The sequence below is a fragment of the Ensifer sp. Root31 genome (assembly GCF_001424825.1).
GTDB classification, from domain to species: Bacteria; Pseudomonadota; Alphaproteobacteria; order Rhizobiales; family Rhizobiaceae; genus Ensifer; species Ensifer canadensis.
In genome coordinates this window covers 362,006-379,081 of sequence record NZ_LMCO01000066.1, presented here as the reverse complement: position 1 = coordinate 379,081, position 17,076 = coordinate 362,006, and the positions used below count along the sequence as shown (strand labels likewise).

The 17,076-nt window shown below is 61.1% G+C and carries 20 protein-coding genes; 15 read left to right on the top strand and 5 right to left on the bottom strand.

Annotation, left to right across the window (positions count from 1 at the left end; translation table 11 throughout):
• Positions 1–101: 101 nt before the first annotated feature.
• Positions 102–401: a hypothetical protein gene (locus ASD00_RS40640; RefSeq protein WP_057221497.1), complete on the bottom strand. Its 300-nt coding sequence runs from the start codon at positions 399–401 to the stop codon at positions 102–104.
• A 202-nt stretch (positions 402–603) separates the two neighbouring features.
• Between ASD00_RS40640 and ASD00_RS36060 the strand changes: the two genes are divergently transcribed.
• The 9 genes from ASD00_RS36060 to ASD00_RS42580 all read left to right on the top strand — a co-directional run bounded on the left by ASD00_RS36060 (position 604) and on the right by ASD00_RS42580 (position 8,085).
• The gene (locus tag ASD00_RS36060) at positions 604–2,964 is read left to right on the top strand and encodes a putative monovalent cation/H+ antiporter subunit A (protein ID WP_025426315.1); all 2,361 of its coding nucleotides are present in this window, start codon (positions 604–606) and stop codon (positions 2,962–2,964) included.
• Positions 2,961–3,380, top strand: coding sequence for a Na(+)/H(+) antiporter subunit B (locus ASD00_RS36055; protein ID WP_025426316.1), 420 nt, complete (start codon positions 2,961–2,963; stop codon positions 3,378–3,380). The genes ASD00_RS36060 and ASD00_RS36055 overlap by 4 nt, the downstream gene beginning before the upstream one ends.
• Complete coding sequence (locus ASD00_RS36050; protein WP_025426317.1) at positions 3,380–3,757, top strand: Na+/H+ antiporter subunit C; 378 nt, start codon at positions 3,380–3,382, stop codon at positions 3,755–3,757. The genes ASD00_RS36055 and ASD00_RS36050 overlap by 1 nt, the downstream gene beginning before the upstream one ends.
• Before the next feature lie 7 nt (positions 3,758–3,764).
• Positions 3,765–5,327 (top strand): Na+/H+ antiporter subunit D, encoded by a 1,563-nt coding sequence (locus tag ASD00_RS36045; protein WP_025426318.1) that lies wholly within the window; start codon positions 3,765–3,767, stop codon positions 5,325–5,327.
• Positions 5,327–5,800 (top strand): Na+/H+ antiporter subunit E, encoded by a 474-nt coding sequence (locus tag ASD00_RS36040; RefSeq protein WP_025426319.1) that lies wholly within the window; start codon positions 5,327–5,329, stop codon positions 5,798–5,800. Before ASD00_RS36045 ends, ASD00_RS36040 begins: the two co-directional genes overlap by 1 nt.
• Positions 5,797–6,180: a cation:proton antiporter gene (locus tag ASD00_RS36035; protein WP_057211481.1), complete on the top strand. Its 384-nt coding sequence runs from the start codon at positions 5,797–5,799 to the stop codon at positions 6,178–6,180. The genes ASD00_RS36040 and ASD00_RS36035 overlap by 4 nt, the downstream gene beginning before the upstream one ends.
• An 8-nt stretch (positions 6,181–6,188) precedes the next feature.
• Entirely contained in the window at positions 6,189–6,539 is a 351-nt protein-coding gene (gene mnhG, locus ASD00_RS36030) for a monovalent cation/H(+) antiporter subunit G (RefSeq protein WP_025426321.1), read from the top strand.
• A 405-nt stretch (positions 6,540–6,944) separates the two neighbouring features.
• Positions 6,945–7,376, top strand: coding sequence for a MucR family transcriptional regulator (locus ASD00_RS36025; RefSeq protein WP_025426322.1), 432 nt, complete (start codon positions 6,945–6,947; stop codon positions 7,374–7,376).
• A gap of 340 nt (positions 7,377–7,716) precedes the next feature.
• Complete coding sequence (locus tag ASD00_RS42580; RefSeq protein WP_348272083.1) at positions 7,717–8,085, top strand: helix-turn-helix domain-containing protein; 369 nt, start codon at positions 7,717–7,719, stop codon at positions 8,083–8,085.
• A gap of 159 nt (positions 8,086–8,244) precedes the next feature.
• Here the strand turns inward: ASD00_RS42580 and ASD00_RS36015 are convergent, their stop codons facing one another.
• The 3 genes from ASD00_RS36015 to ASD00_RS36005 form a co-directional block, all read right to left on the bottom strand.
• A complete protein-coding gene (locus ASD00_RS36015) occupies positions 8,245–8,667 on the bottom strand; it encodes a SufE family protein (RefSeq protein ID WP_057211478.1) in 423 nt (140 codons plus the stop codon).
• A gap of 295 nt (positions 8,668–8,962) precedes the next feature.
• Positions 8,963–9,685 carry a hypothetical protein gene (locus ASD00_RS36010; RefSeq protein WP_025426325.1) on the bottom strand — a complete coding sequence of 241 codons (723 nt, stop codon included), beginning with the start codon at positions 9,683–9,685 and terminating at the stop codon, positions 8,963–8,965.
• Positions 9,686–9,895: 210 nt separating this feature from the next.
• Positions 9,896–10,351, bottom strand: coding sequence for a DUF5330 domain-containing protein (locus tag ASD00_RS36005; RefSeq protein ID WP_025426326.1), 456 nt, complete (start codon positions 10,349–10,351; stop codon positions 9,896–9,898).
• A 636-nt stretch (positions 10,352–10,987) separates the two neighbouring features.
• Between ASD00_RS36005 and ASD00_RS36000 the strand changes: the two genes are divergently transcribed.
• The 3 genes from ASD00_RS36000 to ASD00_RS35990 all read left to right on the top strand — a co-directional run bounded on the left by ASD00_RS36000 (position 10,988) and on the right by ASD00_RS35990 (position 13,952).
• A complete protein-coding gene (locus tag ASD00_RS36000; protein ID WP_057211476.1) occupies positions 10,988–12,559 on the top strand; it encodes a HAMP domain-containing sensor histidine kinase in 1,572 nt (523 codons plus the stop codon).
• Positions 12,531–13,496 carry a peptidoglycan-binding protein gene (locus ASD00_RS35995; RefSeq protein WP_025426328.1) on the top strand — a complete coding sequence of 322 codons (966 nt, stop codon included), beginning with the start codon at positions 12,531–12,533 and terminating at the stop codon, positions 13,494–13,496. The genes ASD00_RS36000 and ASD00_RS35995 overlap by 29 nt, the downstream gene beginning before the upstream one ends.
• A gap of 96 nt (positions 13,497–13,592) precedes the next feature.
• The gene (locus ASD00_RS35990) at positions 13,593–13,952 is read left to right on the top strand and encodes a DUF1491 family protein (protein ID WP_025426329.1); all 360 of its coding nucleotides are present in this window, start codon (positions 13,593–13,595) and stop codon (positions 13,950–13,952) included.
• Positions 13,953–14,094: 142 nt separating this feature from the next.
• On the opposite strand, the gene ASD00_RS35985 is transcribed toward ASD00_RS35990, so the two are convergent.
• The gene (locus ASD00_RS35985) at positions 14,095–15,165 is read right to left on the bottom strand and encodes a DUF2336 domain-containing protein (RefSeq protein ID WP_025426330.1); all 1,071 of its coding nucleotides are present in this window, start codon (positions 15,163–15,165) and stop codon (positions 14,095–14,097) included.
• 294 nt (positions 15,166–15,459) lie between these two features.
• Between ASD00_RS35985 and ASD00_RS35980 the strand changes: the two genes are divergently transcribed.
• The 3 genes from ASD00_RS35980 to ASD00_RS41095 all read left to right on the top strand — a co-directional run bounded on the left by ASD00_RS35980 (position 15,460) and on the right by ASD00_RS41095 (position 17,059).
• Positions 15,460–16,143 carry an SH3 domain-containing protein gene (locus ASD00_RS35980; RefSeq protein ID WP_025426331.1) on the top strand — a complete coding sequence of 228 codons (684 nt, stop codon included), beginning with the start codon at positions 15,460–15,462 and terminating at the stop codon, positions 16,141–16,143.
• 145 nt (positions 16,144–16,288) lie between these two features.
• On the top strand, positions 16,289–16,573 hold the full coding sequence (locus tag ASD00_RS35975) for a hypothetical protein (protein WP_025426332.1): 285 nt from the start codon (positions 16,289–16,291) through the stop codon (positions 16,571–16,573).
• Between the two features lie 312 nt (positions 16,574–16,885).
• A complete protein-coding gene (locus ASD00_RS41095; protein WP_164474925.1) occupies positions 16,886–17,059 on the top strand; it encodes a hypothetical protein in 174 nt (57 codons plus the stop codon).
• Positions 17,060–17,076 lie beyond the last annotated feature (17 nt).

Below are 17,076 nucleotides of genomic sequence, written 5' to 3'. Positions count from 1 at the left end.
AAACGCCGTGCAATTCGGTGCATCAGTCAATCAGCGATAACGAACGATCTACAGCGCCGCGCGTCTTGTTAGACGCGCAAAGGTCGCTGTAGCACTTTGAATTACAGCATGCCACGCCCGGCGGGAAGCATGAAATGGCGCTGAAGCCCCTGAAAATTCAAATGCTTGCCTATCTTCAACTTATCGAGGAAAGGGCGTTGGCCTTCGGTCGAAGTCGGCATCTGTGCCGCTGCGTATCTTATATCGGAGATACCATCCAATCGCGACGAATTACCAGATACAGCGCGTTTCATGCCATCGATACCACTGGATGTTGCTAACAACACTTTAATCGCATGCGCAGGCCGATCGGCGGCGATGACCGGTGTTGTGCGGACGTGTATGCCAAGGCGATGTCGCATCGGATGATTTTGCCTTGTCGGTCAAACGTGACCACCAATCTCACGAGAAAACTGGAGATTTTCCGGGCATTTGCCGGACTTAACAGCGCATAACGTCGATTTTACCCGATTTACCCTTGAGGCGCCTTTACCCTTCTTTTATGTCGGGTGTTCGTTCGTTCGTCGATCAATCAATCAAAGCGCAAAGGAGCTGGCCCGGACGATGGATGTTGCGGCCCTGACATTGCTGGCTCTTGCTCTCCCTTTCGTCGCGGCACTCGTCGCGCCGCTCCTGACCCGACTCCTTGGGCATAACGCGGCCTGGATCCTGGCGCTTTTTCCTGCCGCGATCGTCCTGCACTTCATGGGCTTTTGGCCGGAAGTCTCTCGTGGCGAAGTCGTCACCGGCGGCTATGAGTGGATTCCGTCGTTCAATGTCAGTTTCTCCTGGCTGATCGATGGCCTGTCCCTGACCTTCGTGCTTTTGATTGCCGGTATCGGCGCGTTGATCGTGCTCTATTCCGGGGGCTACCTGAAGGGCCACCCCCAGCAGGGGCGGTTCTTCTCGTTCATCCTGATGTTCATGGGATCGATGCTCGGGCTCGTCGTGTCCGACAGTTTCCTGATGCTCTTCGTTTTCTGGGAGCTGACCTCGATCACCTCGTTCCTGCTGATCGGCTTCGACCATTCGCGCGAAGCCGCCCGGCGCGCCGCCCTGCAGGCGTTGGTGGTCACCGGGGGAGGCGGGCTGTTTCTGCTCGCGGGCCTGTTGATCATCTGGAATGTCACCGGTGTCACCCAGCTTTCGTTGTTGACGTCTTTCGGTCCGGAGATGCGCGAGAGCCCGTTCTATCTCGCCGCGTTGCTGTTGGTGCTCGGTGGCGCCTTTACCAAGTCTGCCCAGTTTCCGTTCCATTTCTGGCTGCCCAACGCGATGGAAGCGCCGACACCCGTTTCGGCCTATCTGCATTCCGCAACGATGGTTAAGGCCGGTGTCTATCTGTTGATGCGCCTCAACCCGGTGCTCGGCGGAACGCCGGAATGGCAGATGCTGTTGCCGCTCTTCGGCGGCACCACGCTCATCATCGGCGCGGTTCTCGCTTGTCGCCAGACTGACCTGAAGCTGATGCTCGCCTACACCACCATGGCATCTCTCGGCCTGCTCGTGATGCTGACCGGTCTCGGTTTTCCGCATGCCATCGAGGCGGCGGCGCTCTATCTGGTGGCGCATTCGCTGTTCAAGGGCGCGCTGTTCATGGTCGCCGGCATTATCGACCACGAAACCGGCACGCGCGATGTCACAAAGCTCGGCGGACTGCGCTCCGCCATGCTGCTGACGTTCGTGATCGCACTTGCCGCAGCACTTTCCATGGGCGGCCTGCCGCCGTTTTTCGGTTTCCTCGCCAAGGAGGAGATCTACTACGCGCTGCCTAGTTTTGACCGGCGCGCGATGGTTTTCGCTTCACTTGCCATCCTCGGCAATGCGCTGATGTTTGCCGTCGCTTTCGCCGTCGCGCTCAAGCCCTTCATCGGCGCAAAGATCGAAACGCCGAAGTCGCCGCATGAGGCGCCGCTGCTTCTCTGGCTCGGGCCTGCACTCCTGGCTGCCAAGGGACTGTCGGCTGCCCTGTTGTCCAACCTCACCCACGAGCTTGTGTCGACACCGATGGCGACGGCGATTGCCGGCGAGCCCAGGCAGATCACGATCTCGGCGATCCCCGATATCGGCATGCCGCTGGTGTTGTCCTTTGCCACCATCGCTCTGGGCATTGTCTGCTATCTCAACCTCGCCCGCTTGCGTGCCTTCATCGCGACCATCCTGAGTGACATCGGCTGGGGGCCGGATCGCGGTTTCGATCAGTTCATGCGAAACCTCGTGCGCTTTTCCGTCGCGCTGACCCGCCGGCTGCAGTCAGGTCGCCTTGAAGTCTATATGACGGCGACCTTCGTGCTGGTGGCCGCCGTGCTCCTGGGCGCGCCGATCTACTATGGCGAATTGCCGCGCGCACCGTTCTTTGCGGGCGACGTGCCGCTGCATGAGCTCGCGATCATGGCGATCGCCGTCATCGGGCTCTTCGCTGTCGTTCTCGCCGCCGACCGGCTGACCGCGATCGTCTCGCTCGGCATTCAGGGCTTTGCAGTCGCCGTCATCTTCCTGCTTTACGGTGCGCCGGATCTCGCCTTTACCCAGTTCATGATCGAGACCCTTTCGGTCGTGGTGCTTGCGCTGGTGATGACGCGGTTGAGGCTCTCGCCCTCCGATCATCGGCCGCTCGGCCAGAGACTTCCTGATTTCACCATCGCGCTCGCCTGCGGCATCGGTTTCGGGCTTATGCTGCTGAAGGTGACCGGCGTGCCCTTCGACGCCTCGTTGACCGATTTCTTCAATCTCTATTCGAAGACGGTTGCGCATGGCGCCAATGTCGTCAACGTCATCATCGTCGATTTCCGCGGCACTGATACGCTCGGCGAGATTGCCGTCGTCATGGTGACGGGTCTCGCCATCCTGTCTCTCGTTCGCCTCAGGGCCGGCTCGCTGCGGCGCATCGCCGATAATGACCCGGACGCGGAGGACGGCGCATGAGATCGGTGATCTTCCGTGCCGTTGCGCCGTTTCTGACCAGCCTGATGGTGCTGTTTTCGATCTTCGTCCTGTTGCGCGGCCACAACGAGCCGGGTGGCGGCTTCATCGGCGGGCTGATCGCCGTGTCGGCGCTGGCGATCTACGGTATCGCCTGCGGCGTGGAGACGGTACGTCGCGCCATTTATTTCCATCCGATGGCGATTGCCGGCGCCGGCCTCTTCGCTGCCACCATCGCCGGCCTGATCTCGATGGCTGCGCGCGTGCCGTTCATGACCGGGCTTTGGATCTATCCTTCCTTGCTTGGCGTGGAGGTGCCGCTGTCGACGGTGATGCTGTTCGATGGTGGCGTCTATCTCGTCGTCGTCGGCGCCATCAGCTCGATCGCCCTGTCGCTCGAAGAGCGGGGAGGTGAATGATGGAGGCATGGTTCGCGCTGCTCGTCGGCATCTTCTTTACCGTTGCCATCTACCTGTTGCTGTCGAAATACATCATTCGCGTTCTTTTGGGCGTGGCGGTCCTCGGCAATGCCGTCAACCTTTTGATCTTCACCGGTGGCCGGTTGACGCGCGGCGTGCCGCCCGTCATTCCGGAGGGCGCCGATACGCTCGCAGGGCCGGCGGCGAATGCGCTGCCGCAGGCTCTCATCCTGACGGCGATAGTCATCTCCTTCTCTTTCTTTGCTTTCCTGCTGGTCCTGGCCTGGCGCGCCTACGAGGATCTTTCGACCGACAACACCGACGAGATGCGCGTCGCCGAGCCGGAAGAAGAGCCGGCTCCGCCGCTTGGATACTGACCGACCCATGGCCGTTTCGACTTCACCTCCCGCCGATCTCTCCGCTGCCCTCGTTCTCGAGCCGGTTGCGGCTGCCGACTGGCTGGTGATCCTTCCGGTTGCCTGGTGCCTGGCGATCGGCGCGCTGCTGGTCATGCTGCGCCGTCCGATCGGCCTGCACCCGTTCGTCGCGGTGGCCGGGCTTGCCGGTCTGGTGGTGATCGACGGGCTGCTGCTTCAACACGTGATCGCCAGCGGCCCGGTGACGATGGTCATGGGGCGCTGGCTGCCGCCTTTCGGGATAGCCTTTACCGTCGATCTGACCGGCGCGCTCTTTGCGCTTGCGGCCTCCATCGTCGCGCTTGCCGGCGGCATCTACTCGCTTGCCGATATCAACGACAGCGGCCGGCGATACGGCTTCTATCCCTTCCTGATGCTGTTGATGGCGGGCGTCTCCGGTGCATTTCTGACCGGCGACGTCTTCAATCTCTATGTCTGGTTCGAGGTGCTGCTGATCTCGTCCTTCGGCCTGATCGTGCTCGGCTCCGAGCGCGAGCAGATCGACGGCGCGGTGAAATACGGTTTCCTCAACCTCGTCGCGACGACGCTTTTCCTGATCACCACCGGTTATCTCTACGCAAGCTTCGGCACGCTCAACATGGCCGATATTGCCCGCAAGGCGGAGGGCCTGCGCGGCACCGCGCCGCTGATGACGCTGACGGCCTTGTTCCTTTTGGCCTTCGGCATGAAGGCTGCGGCATTCCCCGTCAATTTCTGGCTCCCGGCGTCCTATCATACGCCGCGTGTCGTCGTGTCCGCGCTCTTTGCTGGTCTGCTGACCAAGGTCGGGATCTACGCTCTGATCCGTGTGACGGTGATGCTGTTGCCGTTGGAACGGGAAGAACTCAGTTTCGTCATCGCGGCGGTCGGCGCCCTGACGATGCTGGTCGGTGTGTTCGGGGCGCTGGCGCAGTCGGATTTCCGTCGCATGCTCGGTTATCTCGTGATCTCCGGCATCGGCTCGATCCTCGCCGGCATCGCCGTTGGCGGGCCGGGTGGCATCGGCGGCGCGATCTTCTATGCGCTGCATTCGATGCTTGTGATGACGGCGCTTTACTTTGCTTCCGGCGTGGCAGCGAAACTCGGCGGCAGCTTCTCGTTGTCCTCGCTTGCCGGTCTTTACCGCCGCCATGTCGGTTTCGCTGCGATCAGCCTGATGCTTGCCTTTGCCGTGTCCGGCCTGCCGCCGTTCTCGGGCTTCTGGCCGAAGGTCATGCTGGTCAAGGCCGCACTCGACATTGGCGCCTGGTGGCTTGCCGCAGTGCTGCTCGTCACCGGTTTCCTCACGACGATCGCCACCGGTCGTTTCTTCCTGCTTGCCTATTGGCGGGACACGGCAGACGGGCAGGCGGCAACGGCCGAGACGCAGATCCCGGCCGCCATTCTTCTGCCGCTTGCGGCGCTGACGATGCTGACGCTCGCGATCGGCCTTTATCCCGAGCCGCTGCTTGCAACGATCCAGAATGCTGCCGCCGGGCTTTCGGAACCGTCGAGCTATCTGAACTCGGTCTTCCCGGGAGCCGCCCGATGATCAAGTTCCTTTGGATCAATCTGATCTTCACTGCGATCTGGGCTGCAATCAGCGGCAGTCTCAGCGTGCCGAACCTGTTGCTCGGCTTTGCAGTCGGCGCGCTATCCCTGTGGCTGATCCGGCGCGAATTGCAGCCTGTTGCCTATCCGGTTCGACCGCTGAAGATCCTGCTGCTGACCGCATTGTTCTTCAAAGAGCTGGCAGTCTCGGCGACCAAGGTCGCTCTCTTGGTCGTTCAGCCGAAAATGCGGCTGAAGCCGGGCATCTTCTCCTACCCGCTGACGATCAAGAGCGACTTCGAGATTGCGTTGCTTGCCAACCTGATCACGCTGACGCCCGGCACGCTTTCGGTCGACGTCTCCGAGGATCGCAAGACCCTCTATGTGCACGCGCTTGATTGTGCGGACCCCGGTGGCCTCAGGCGCGATCTTGCCAACGGCTTCGAGCGTCGGATCAAGGAGGCCTTCGAATGACGATGCCGGAGCAGATACTCAGCGGCGCCACCGTCTTCGCGCTCGCGCTCTTGTCACTGGCGCTGCTGGTGACCGTGTGGCGCATCATCCGCGGCCCAACACTGCCCGATCGGGTCCTGGCCCTCGATATGCTCGTGGCGATCGCCATAGGCCTGATTGCGGTCGTTGCCATCCGCACCGGCTTCAATCTCTATATCGATATCGCCATCGCCCTTGGACTGGTCGGCTTTCTCGCAACCGTCGCCTTTGCCCGCTTTGTTCTGGCGCGCGGTCTCTCGCCGGAGAAGGCGAGCCCGGAGCAGGCTGCGGCCGGTGCCGGAAAGCGAGGTCGGACGCCGCAGGCGAAAGTTGCCCGACGCAAACGCAAAGGGGGACGCTGATAGAACCGATGTTTGAGGCCATCATTACGCTTTCTGTTGCTGTCCTGCTTGTCGGCGGCGCCACCTTTTCCCTGCTGGCGGCAATCGGCATCGTGCGCTTTCCCGACCTCTACACCCGCATGCATGCGGCCTCCAAGGCGGGCACCGTCGGTTCGGGCCTGCTGCTTCTGGCCGCGGGACTGCACTCGCTCGACGTGGCAATATTGTTTCGGGCGCTGGCGGGCTTCTTCTTCTTCGTACTGACCGCTCCGATTTCTGCCCATCTCTTGGCAAAGGCTGCTCATCAGGCGGGTTACAGGCTGGCGAAACAGTCGGTCATAGATCAGCTTCCGCAAAAGGAAGAGCCGCGCCGGCATTGAACGGCAACGTTTCTGATTTTGTATTTCAGAACATTCCGATAGAGCGCCGCCGCGTCAGCAATTTCGAAATAAAGTTGCTAGCGGCGGGCAAATTTATGTTTGGAATTTTCGCTGATCAATGTTAATCGAGTAAATGTAAAGTGTCGTTGTGGAAAATACTTAGAGCTGAAATTCCAGCTTGAGTTGTGAATATTGGCTGTTGCTTTGAGAGGTTGGTTGTTCCAGCGACTCGGCAATAGGTTTCGTGATCAAAATTCCAACTCTTGATATTGCGGCAAGAATTTGTCCTTGCTGTACGATTGATGGTCTATCCCAAGGCAGCGAAGGCTTCCCGACGGCATTTGCACGTATTCCTCTCCCTGAAACATGTTTCGGGCTTGTGCTGTATTCCGATAGGAGAAAGAAATGACTGAAACAACGCTTGGCGCGAGCCATGAACTTCTGGTTGAGCTGACGGCTGAGATCGTGTCCGCTTACGTCAGCAACCATGTCGTTCCGGCTGCCGAGCTCTCCACGCTGATCGCCGACGTCCATTTGGCTCTCAACAACACGGCGGCACCTACGCCGGTCGTGGTCCCCGTTGAAAAACCGAAGCCGGCCGTATCGGTCCGCAAATCCGTGCAGGACGATCAGATCACCTGCCTGGAATGCGGCGGTACCTTCAAGTCGCTGAAGCGCCACCTGATGACGCATCACAGCCTGTCGCCGGAAGAATATCGCGAGAAGTGGGATCTGCCGACCGACTACCCGATGGTTGCTCCTGCCTATGCCGAAGCACGTTCGCGGCTCGCCAAGGAAATGGGTCTCGGCCAGCGTCGCAAGCGTCGCGGCAAGTAAGCTGACCTGCCGCCCATCGCCACGACCGCGCCCTGCGCCGGTCTGGTTCGAGGGGCGGAGCGTAACTGAACACACAAAGGCCGGGCTGTCGCCCGGCCTTTGTGTTTTTCAGCTTGGGAAAATGTGCCTATTCGCGACGCTACAGCGCCGCGCGTCTTATTAGACGCGCAAAGGTCGCTGTGGCACTTTGAATTGCTGCATGTTCTTATCCTTGAATCGGATACGATTTAAGGAAACATGCAGTAGGCTGTAGCTGCAACTGGACGCAAAAGGGGCGGGAAAGTGTGCAAAAAATTTCCTTATTCCCCTCCCGAGAAATGGATATATGAATTAATTCCTATTGAAGGGGTTTTCATATGTCCTTTATCGAAGCCGACGGCCGAAACGAATTTTCATCCGGGACGGTCCATCATCTCAAGACGGCCGCGTTGACGGCAGGGCAGGTTGCTGCAGTGAAGCGCGGGCAGGGCGGCGCGCGAGACGCGCCAAATGCCATGTGCGCCAGATCGCCATGTATGTCTGCCATGTCGTCCTGCAAATATCGCAAGGCGATATCGCCAACGCTTTCGAGCGAGACCGGACGACCGTCCGGCATGCCTGCTCCGTCATCGAGGATCGACGGGATGCTGCCGATTTCGATGCGTTCATAGAGACGATCGAGCGCCTGGTGTCATCTGCGTTCACCGCACAAGCGGAGCGGGGTGAATAGCTGTTCGCCAGGCATTCGGCCGGTAGCGATTGGCCGGCACGGATCCTCAGGCATTGTCAGCGTCAAAATGGCTGCGTCGCGCAACGCTTGTGGTGCCGGGCGACGCTCACATTCGCGCAAGTTCGGCGATTGTGTGAATGCATGGGGACGGCCGCGATCTCAGGCGGCGAGGCGGGTCTCGGCTTCGTTCTTGATCCGCCGGATCATCGAGCGCAGGCCGTTCGCCCGTTGCGTCGACAGATGTTCGATCAGGCCGATCTTGCTGAAAGTAACGATGGCATCCAGCCTGGAAATCTCGGAGGCACGCTTGCCGGAATAGATCGTAAGCACAATGGCGACCAGTCCGCGCACGATGTGGGCGTCGGACTCGCCTTCGAAGAGCAATACCGGATCTTCCGGGTCGCCGGTCGCCTGGGTGGCGAGCCAGACCTGGCTGGCGCAGCCTTGCACCTTGTTCTCACTGGTGCGCTTGGCGTCCGGCATGTCGGGCAGGGCCTTGCCGAGTTCGATCACATAGCGGTAGCGATCCTCCCATTCGTCCAGGAAGGCGAAGTCGTCGATGATCTGGTCAAGCGTGGTCATGGTCCGGTCCGTTTGTCGACACCGTCAGGCGGCGCGCTTGTCCGCCCGAGGTCAGTGCCTCTGCTCCGATCCCCAGCAGTCCTTACGGTGCCGGGATCGTTGTGACCCTCATATAGGTGATGGTAGCACAGATGAGAACCGCGAATTGCCAACTCGGACGCATCAGAGTTCGATTCGGGCGAGGATCTACAGCGCCGCGCGTCTTATTAGACGCGCAAAGGTCGCTGTAGCACTTTGAATTGCTGCCTGTTGTTATCCTCAAATCGAATGGGATTTAAGGAAACATGCAGTAGCGCTAGATCGAAACGCTTGTAGGAATTGCGATGGCACCGGCAGCCGCGCCGACTGTTGAATCCAGAGATGCAATCGAGGTGGTGAGGGAGGCGCTTGCTTTCCTGGCGTCGTCCGCGTCGCTGCCAGCGCCCTCAGCGCGCAGATCCTGCTCCGCTTTCCTCAGCAATTGCTTGAGCTGTTCGGCAAGTGCCTTGAACTCTGCAACCGTCCTCGCATCGGAGTTTTCCTCCGAACTCCCGGAGCTGAATTCGCGGTAGGCGCGTTCGGCAAGGGACGATGGCTCTGTCTTGTCGGCGCTGTTGCCTTCTTCGCCGCCGGCATTCGCCATCTCGTCGGCATTCACTTCCATCGCCGCCGATGCAACCGTTGTTGCTGCGGATGCGGCACCGGCCGCCGTGTCGCCACCGGCCAGGCCGGACGAGCCGCCACCGGCGAATTGCTGTGCGGCCGCGCCAAGCTGCTGGGCCAACTGTTTTGCAAGCCTTGCAAGCGTCTCCGGGTCCGAGGCCCAGAACCGCAGCATCTGCATCTGCTCCTTCAACTCGTCCAATTTCTTCTTGGCAATGGCCTTGCGGTTGGCGGCGGTCTCATCGTCCGTACGCAAAAGATTGAGAAGGGAAGATCTGCTCTTTTGCTCCAGCGGCGCCACGTCGGTGCCCGCTTGCGATCCGGCCGCGGGGACACGCGTTGCGCTCGCATTTGAAAAGAACCCGTATATCTGCATCGGGGCAGTCTCCGCTGAATGTGCGGGGACCTAAACAGCCATGTCTTGTGCGGACCTGTTGCTGGACCGCCCCTCGGTTGCAAACCGAAAAAAGAAAACGCCGCGAGGGGATGGGATCCTCGCGGCGGCCGCAAGAAGGCGGCAAGTCAGGCAGTGTCAAAGGATGGCTCGGCGGCGGTCGCGCGGACCTGCTGCCACGGCAAGAAATGTTTACTTGGCGAGGGACGCCTTCGGGTCGAGGCGCTTTTCCGGAACCGGCGTACGCTTGAACACCGGAGCCGTCTCCGCAGCGGTCTGTTCGACCGGCGCCACCAGCGTGGCGGCAGCCTCGGTCGCCTGACCGACAGTGCCGGTCGTTACCTTGGCATCGGGCTTGATCGCATCGGTTTCGGCAAACTGGGTGTCAAGGAATTCATAGGCGATGCGGGCGCCTTCCCGGGCCCGATGGCCAAGTGCGACGAAGGTTTCAGCACCCTTCTCGCAGACCTCCGGCTTCTGGATGCAGATGGCGCTGATATACTGGAATGCCTCATTGGCGGCCGAGAAGGTATCGCCGAGCTCGACCTTCGGTCCGTGCTCCAGCTTCTGCGCGCTCGACGGATCGAGGAACGGCAGCAGCACCAGCACCATCGAAAACCAGAATGTCGCCTTGATGAGAAACCACATGTTCTGCCCATCCTATATTCGGCTGCCGCGCCCGCCGGTCTTCTAGCCGGTTTTACTGCTTTCGGCATCCTGGAGCGCCGCAGTATCCCCTGATACCCGTTCACGCCCGCCGTCGTTTGCATGAGGACCGCCGTCTTTCGTCGCCCGGCCCTTTGTTGAGACTGACATTAGGCAGGGAATCACAAGACCGCTTTTCAAAAACCCGCAGCATTTGTTTCGAATTTTAATGAAATTCCCGATTTTGAGGATTTGCCGGGCATTTGTGTCGCATTTTAGCTTTCGCCGTTAAGGTTCATGGCGGCGGGCCGCCGGCAAAGGCCGAAAGCGTGGGCAACGGCACCGGGGCGCCCTGCCCAAATCCTTAACGTGAGGCGGAAAATGCACGGAAATCCGTTGCTTACGCCCCGTTAACCACAAGAAATGAAGGTCGCCCGAATTGCCTCAAAACGGGATTTTTCAGGCATTTGGCGCCGTTCCGGGACAGTCCCGTTTATTCTTTCATTAAGCCGGGGATGCGAGATTCCGACATGTCACGAGGCAGTTCGAATGGCGGCCCGCATGAAGCGGAAATCGGTCACGCTCAGTCTCGCAAGAACAACAAATGTGGCAGGGTAAGGCGTGAGCGTATTGCGTGACATGGCTGGCAGATGGACGTCCCGCGTGGACGAGGCCGCTGCCCTGTGGTTGCCCCGCCGCGAGGCTGGCTCCGCCATTGGCCGTCGGGACCTCAAGCGTCTGCGTACGGTCGCTGCCGTCTCCCTGACAGCACTTCCGGCAGTACCGCTGGCGCTTGCGCTCGCCATGCCCGTTTCCTCCGCATTGCCGCTTGGGACCGCTCTTTGGGCGTCCGCCTCGCTGCTGGCCGCTGCTACCGCCATTGCTCGTGGACGCGGCAACCAGGCCTCGGAAACGCTCGAGCCGGCTGTACCAGATCTTCCGGATCTTTCGGCCGCCTACGACCTTTTTGCCGGTCTTGTCACCGTGCACGATCTGCGCGGCAATGTTCTCTCCATTCACGGCCGTGACTCGGCCGAGCATCTGACCCTGATGCGCGACCCGGGCGGCCGCGGCTTCATCGAGCAGATCCACGTCTCCGATCGCATCACCTTCCTGAGCGCGATCGATATTCTGCGCCAGGGCGGCGAGCGGGCGACCGTCAACATTCGCATCGAGCGCCGGTCGCTGCCGGCTGAAGGCGAACAATTCGTCCATATGTGCTGCGAACTCGCACCGCTTCTCGACCGCAACGGCGGTCTGACGGCGATCCTGGCACAGTCGCGCGATGTATCGCAGGAAGCACGGCTGCGCGTCGAAGCTGCGGCGAGAACCGCAGAAGCGGAATCGGCCAACGATGCCAAGACCCGTTTCCTTGCCGCCGTCAGCCATGAACTGCGCACGCCGCTCAACGCCATCCTCGGCTTCTCCGACGTGCTGACGGGCGAGTATTTCGGCAAGCTCGAAAACGACCGCCAGCGCGAATATGTCAGCCTGATCCACAAGTCGGGCGAGCACCTTCTGTCGGTCGTCAATACGATGCTCGACATGAGCAAGATCGAAGCGGGCCGCTACGAGCTGGTTCCCGAGCCCTTCCGCGTGGCCGAGGCGGTCGCGGCCTGCGAAGCGATGCTGTCGCATCAGGCCCAGGAAAAGGGCGTCAAGCTGGCGAGCCGCGTGACCCGCAGTGTCGGCGAGATCAATGCCGACCAACGCGCCTTCCAGCAGGTTCTGATCAACCTTGTCGGAAACGCCATCAAGTTCACCGACCACGGCGGCATGGTGACGATCGACGCCGAGCTTGACGGTCCGGCCTTGAAGCTGACCGTCAGCGACACCGGCATCGGCATCGCCGCCGACAAATTGCAGATGTTGGGGCAACCCTTCGTCCAGATCCAGAACGACTACACCCGCCGTTACGAGGGCACCGGTCTCGGTCTCTCGCTGGTCAAGGGCCTCGTGGCGCTTCACGGCGGCGAGGTCGCGATCCGCAGCCGCGAGCGCGAAGGCACAGTCATCACTGTTACGCTGCCCAGCGACGGGTCCGGCATCGTCGAGGCCAATCGCGAGGAACCGCGCTCGGCCGTGACCGTCGAATTTCCGCCGCGGCTGAGAGATAGTGACACGCAGGCGGTTGCCGATGGCGACCGATTCGAAAGGACGGGTTTGAACGAGGAACGGGGATATGGCGCCGCGCAAGCGAAAACAGCCTGATCGCAAGAAGGCGGCGCGTTCCGCGCCAGGCCTTGCCATGCGTGGGCTGGCTCTCGCCGGCCGCGGGGTTGCGCTTGCTGGACGGCTGGCGGCCCGGCACCCGTTGAGTGCCGGCGGTTCGGCTGCCTTTGTTGTGGTCTTCTCCTTCGTTGCTGCAAACGCCATGTGGTACCAGCATGGCGCCCATCCATCGCCGTTGCTTCGCACCCGCGTGCCGCTTGTCAGTCCAGAGACCGCCGAGCGCATCGCCGTCGCCAAGGGCGCCGAGATCGAGCCGCGCAACGTCACCACCTTCGTCATCAAGCGCGAGGACGACAAGGCGACGGAAAACGTCGAGGAGGTGATCGCGGCGGTCCCGTCTGAGGCGCCTGCCGAAAAGCCGTCGCCCGAACGTGTCGCCTCGGTGCCGGAGACGTCCGCGTCACCACTGGTCGCCGATATCCAGAAGGAACTGAACCGCATCGGCCTTTATGATGGCGTGCCGGATGGACGCACAGGCCCGCGCACGTCAGCCGCAATCCTGCGATTTGAGAAGCAGGCCGGACGCACCGAGACAGGCGCCGTGAGCGCCGAACTGCTGCGCGCCCTGCGCACGACATCTGGCCAGAAGATGGCCGCGGCACTGCCGGCAAGCCGGCCCTACGCCGATCCGAAACGTGCAGTTGCCGATGTCGACCCTGTCGCCGCAGCCATCCGCTCGGCCGAGACCGACAAGATGCTGATTCCGCGTGCCGAGATCCCGGTGTCGAGCGAGCTGGTCCTGGACATCCAGAAGGGCTTAAGCAACCTCGCCTATGCCGACATCGTCGTCGACGGCGTTGCGGGGGACCAGACGCGTGCAGCGATTCGCCATTTCGAGAAGCACTACCGGTTGCCGCAGACCGGTGAGCCCAATGCCAAAGTGCTGAAGAAGCTCAAGGAGATCGGCGCGCTTTGAGGGACCTTCTCACGGGCGCGTCTCCCATCCGTTGAACACATTCTTGTCGCGGCAGCCAATTTGCATGCCTGGCTCCGCCCGTGTACAGGCATGTCCATGCGTCTCAAATCCCACATTTTCGTCTCCGCGTTGCTGCGCCGCGCCTTTGCGCTCGGTGGGTACGCAGCTATCCTGCGCAAGGGGGCGGAGGACGCTGGCGCGATCTTTATTCGTCAACGCACGCGGATGGGTACCGAAACGCTGTTTGCACCGGCGCCGCAGAACTTCTTCGATGACGACGCCAATATCGGTCGCAAGTTCGAGATCCGCTTGAAGGATCGCGATGGCGACGCCGTGGATGATGCACTCTCCCGTGAAATCCGTTTCGATCCGGATTGCTGGATCGTCGAGATCGAGCTGGACGATCGCGCCGACCTGTTCGATGTCGTGCCGGAAGACGGCGCAAACCACTCTTGAACCATATGTGAGAGCTGGGCCGGCTCGGTCGTGACCAGGACTAGAGCATTTCCAGGAAAAGTGCGAAGCGGTTTTCCGTCAGGAAATGCGTAAAAACAAAGAGATAGAGCGTTTGTTCGGTTCCGTCTAAATCGGAAACGCTCTAACGGCGGCCGAACACCCGTTGCGGCTTGGCGCCGCCGGCGGCCCCGGCTACCTTGCGGACGGTCAGCTGGCACGCATCATTGGCATGGTCATCCGCAAGATAGGGCTGGTGCCGTGCCGCGGGCGCGTCCCGTTCCTCGGATTGCAGCCAGGCGTCAAGCTGTTCGCGGCTCGATGTCGGGTCCATGGCGCCGGTCAAGGCTTCAGCGCGCGTGGTGCCGCCGATGCGTTCGGCGAGGTGCGGATAAAGCGACTGCAGCACGAAGGTGAGATCGTCGGTCGGCAGCGATAGGGCGATCAGGCTCGTCGCCAGCTGTTGGCCGGAAACGTCGAGAAGAATGCGCTCGACCAGGTGCCCTCCGGCATCGAGCGCCGTCGCCAGCGCACGCGAAAACAGGATGATCTCGCCGCTGCGGGCAAAGCGCACCAGGAGGGCGCTTAGCGTAGTGCTGATCGGTATAATGGTAGATGCGGCGGCAGCCGCCTCGTGCGCCGCGACACGGGCAAGTGTCTTGATTTCGGTGCGCAAGGTTTCCTCGCGCGCGGCCCTTGCAGCATCGACATCCGGCTCGGCCAGCGTTGAAGGCGCAGCGACTGTCTGTTGCCGCACGTCCGGGCGGGCGGAAAGGCCGGCGGGGTTGTGGTGCTCGACCAGGGCATCGATCACGGAAGGCGACAGAGCGGTGCGGCGGGCGATTGCACCGGCGTGGGCCGCTCCCTGCTGGCGGATGATGCCGATAAGCGTTCGATCCGACAGGGCCTGCGAACGGGTCAGGAAAATGGCGGCGATCGAGATCGGCATGCTGCCGATCAGGGCTGCGACCGGCTCCGGAACATGGGGGCACTGCGACAGCGCGGCGGCGGCCTGACGGCGCGCTTCGCTGCTGGAGCCGAGGAACAGCGGCTCGAACAATTCGGAAAATTGCTTCATGTCGGACTTGCGAGGGATCCGCAGGCTTTCGAAACCGCTGACGGTTGCCATCAGGACGACGTCCTTCAAGCGGCCCGTCTGTGGCCTTTCCAACTCACGAAAGCGATCCGTCACGATAAATCCTTGCACGCAAAACATGATCGCCATTGCCGGCGATCCGGAACGGCACACGTCACTAAAAATAAAAGAAAAGCGTTAGCGTACTGTTAACTATGGACGTTGGGGCTTTATTCAGGCTTGCGGCGTGCGAGCGGCTGGTGATTTTGTGCGCTTTCTATCGCAAAGCCCTGCTTCCTGTGGGCTCGATCGTTTCCAGCCTTAAAAAATCCACAAGCGGCTTTAAGTGATCGCGGTGACGGTGAAGGGTTCCGGACGCCCGCCGACGCAAGAGGGCTTAGTGAAGAGGGGCCTTCCGATGGGAGAAAGCTTACTGTGAAGAAAATAGTGTTGCGCGCAGCGGCCATATGCGCGCTTTTCCTGGCGCCGGCGATTGCCGAGGCGGCAGAGGGGTTTGCAACCGCCAACGTCAATATGCGGTCCGGTCCGAGCACGCGCTATCCGGCAGTGTCGTTGATCCCGGCCGGAGAAGCCGTCGAAATCCACGGCTGTCTTGCCGATCTGCCCTGGTGTGACGTTTCCTTCTTTGGCGGCCGCGGCTGGGTCGCCGGACGCTATGTGCAGGCGGATTATCGTCGCAACAGGGTCTATGTCGAACCGCAATATTACCGCCCGCTCGGTATCCCGACGGTGGTCTTCCAATTCGATCGCTACTGGGACCGCAACTATCGCGGCCGTGACTTCTATCGCGACCGTGACCGGTGGCGTCGTGGGCCGGATTGGGTCGACGACAACCGTCGCCCGCGGGACTGGGAACGTCAGCGTGACCGCGATCGCCGCGAGTGGGAACGCGACCGCACCCGGCAGGACTGGGAGCGTAACCGCAGAGACGGCGAGCGCTGGGACGATCAGGCAGGCGGCGATGACCGCCGCGACTGGGAACGTCAACGGGACCGCGATGGCACCCGCGTGCGCGAGGACTTCGAAGATGGTTACGGCGGCGCTCGCCCGGTTCCATTGATTCGATGCCAGGCGATGGACCCATCCTGCGTGGAGTGATGCGAGTGGTGGGCGATGCGCCCAGCTTTCGGACGGGCGGCCCAAGGGCCGCCCGTTTTTCGTTGGCGTTCGGATTTTCGCTGCTCTCGGTCGGAACCATTGCCGTTGCGATGCGTTGAAAGCGGGCAAGAGAAGGAGCGTTGCAATGGTAGAAAAGAAACTGCAGGCGGTGCGTGACACGGTCGAGAGTGAAGTCGAAGCATCGGCTGCTCGCGTCGAGTTGGAAGCGCAGATTGCCGAGTTGCGCGCCGAGATTGCCCGGCTGACCGATAGCGTGTCGGCGATCGGGTCCGGTGCAAAAGCGGTTGTTCAGAGCGAAGCGGAGTTGATGACCGAGCGGGTGCGAGAGCGCGTCCGTGAAGAGCCGATTTCGACGCTTCTGACCGTTGCCGGCGTTTCCTTCCTGTTTGGACTGTTGTCCAGGCGCTAGCCATTCCCGTTCCGCCCGAAGCTGTTACCCCGGATACAGTGTTTTGTTTTTCCGGGGGACATACTCCCACAGGTTAGGGGTGCAGATGCGGCGTTAACCATCTGTTAACCAGCCTATGGCTCAATCGAAGCGGACCGTCTATGATTGGTCTGTACCACTTGAGCAAGCAGCAACCTCCGGGCGACCGGAAGAAGGAGAAGATGAGAAAAGCGCGCCTGTCCGGGCACTGCCCGGGAAAATGCGCTGGCCCCGAAAGGGCAGGGTGAAATCTGTACGGTAGTTCATCCGTCTCAAGCCTATATGGAGACGAGCATGGCAGACGTGATCAGAATGCAGGACCACAAGGTCCAAATGCCACCACGCAGACCTCCGGCCATATCGGGCGGAGCAAAAGTGCTTCTGTTTACCGGAATCCGCTACGAGCGTCTCGATGGCCGCGATCCGCAGCCAACCGCGCCCGACGGACGTCGGATCAAGAAGCAGTAGTTATATCCACCGCCCAT